Genomic DNA, 1,617 nt, shown 5'->3' on the forward strand with positions numbered 1-1,617 from the left:
GAGGTTTCGCCTTGATTGTTTCGGTATGTCGATGCTTCGGAAACAGCCCCATTTACGTCTAATGCCTTGACTTTAATTGTTTTATTTCGATTCGCATCCCCAATTTGGGCTATGGAAATGATGCCCAGTCTGATTCGGGACGTTGTTGCTTGGGTGCAGGCAAAGCACCTGTGCAGTTTGTGCGATGATCAACGAACAAGCGGGGGCACGTTCATGGAAAATCGCCGTATTTCGCCTGAAGAAATCTATGATTCGGCGATGAACTCGGAAAGCATGGCACATGCCGCACTCCTGGTGACCGGCGGAGGACGCCGGCTTGGAATGAACGCCGCCGCGCAAAGCACCATCCATCAGGCGCAGCTCCTCACCTATTCCCATGGGAAGATTGAGGCGGTAGGATCGGCGATGAAGCTATTGCGGCTGGCGTTAGCAGCGGCCGTAGCGCCTTCACCTGACGCGGGTGCCGTGGTCCTGGGTCATCAGAGAGGGTCGCCCGCGATCGCGACCATATCGCGACCATATCGCCGATGCGCTTATCGAATGGTAGCAGGGCGGTGATAATTCTGCTGGAGGCGGATCGGCTCCCTGATCAGCTGCTCGTGCAAAGATTGTGCAATCTGTTCGGACTGACGCGGGCAGAAGCGGAAATCGCCGCCGGTATAGGCAACAACATGACACTCCGCCAGAATGCGGAGGCCAGACAGGTCGCCGTGTCTACCGTCCGTGCGCAACTTAAGCAAATCGCTTCGAAAATGTCATGCAACCGCCAGTCGCAGATCGCTTCAGTGGTCCGATCTATAATTCCCGGCTGAATGTCTGGCCTTTCGTGGGGGCAACATTGCCCGGTTCTGCAGATTGCATATTGGGAGCCGCGTCCGATCACGAGCACGCCTTGCAAGCTCTTGTGCCAGCGATTGCAGTTCGCGCCGGCTCGAATTTTTCCGCGAAACACTTGTTATCCCAAAAGCGCTTGGTTGCGGCGGATCGCGCGATGGTGTTTATCGATGGACGGAACTGTTACAATGAGCTGTGCGGGATAGGCAACTGCGATATCACTCCATTGGATATCCAGTTCTCCATGCTTGAATTGCTCGTGCAGCGTCGCAGATCAGCAACAAATTCTTACCGCAATCACACCTTCACTGTTCGTCATGCCGCTTCGACTAAAGTTTGCTGCTTAATTTTTTGCCGGCTTTCCAGCCCATGACAAAGAAAATGATTGTGGCAATCAGAGCTATAATGAACACGACAAGTGCTATGTCGGCCAGAACGCCGGCAACTCCTCCAAACCCGAGTATCGCTGCTATCAAAGCGACTATCGCCAAGGTTATTGCCCAACCGTACATGTCATTCTCCTGTTTAAATGCCGCGCTTGGGGATGTAACGAATTGCCACCAGCTTGGTTCCGCCAGCCTTGCAATATTCACGGACGAGGAAATACGTCCGGCTTGGGCAATCTCGCCAAATAGCCAAATTAGCGCCATCGGATCAGCCAGGATTATGGGCCTATCTGCAGCGGCTTCGGAATCAGTGATCGACGCAGGAGGATGAAAACACCGTCAGCCCTGCTGGCGAGTCTGGTTTAGATTGCCGGACGTTGACTCGCGGGGTTTCAAA

General features: G+C 53.9%; 2 protein-coding genes. One reads left to right on the plus strand and one right to left on the minus strand.

The genetic code is table 11. The features are described 5' to 3' along the window. The first annotated feature begins 117 nt into the window (after positions 1-117). Complete coding sequence (locus tag ACEW8J_RS04010; RefSeq protein ID WP_373490346.1) at positions 118-558, plus strand: hypothetical protein; 441 nt, start codon at positions 118-120, stop codon at positions 556-558. A 605-nt stretch (positions 559-1,163) separates the two neighbouring features. On the opposite strand, the gene ACEW8J_RS04015 is transcribed toward ACEW8J_RS04010, so the two are convergent. Beyond that, positions 1,164-1,484 carry a DUF1328 domain-containing protein gene (locus ACEW8J_RS04015; RefSeq protein ID WP_373490347.1) on the minus strand — a complete coding sequence of 107 codons (321 nt, stop codon included), beginning with the start codon at positions 1,482-1,484 and terminating at the stop codon, positions 1,164-1,166. Between the last annotated feature and the right edge of the window lie 133 nt (positions 1,485-1,617).

This window comes from Parasphingorhabdus sp., from assembly GCF_041748495.1.
GTDB lineage: Bacteria > Pseudomonadota > Alphaproteobacteria > Sphingomonadales > Sphingomonadaceae > Parasphingorhabdus.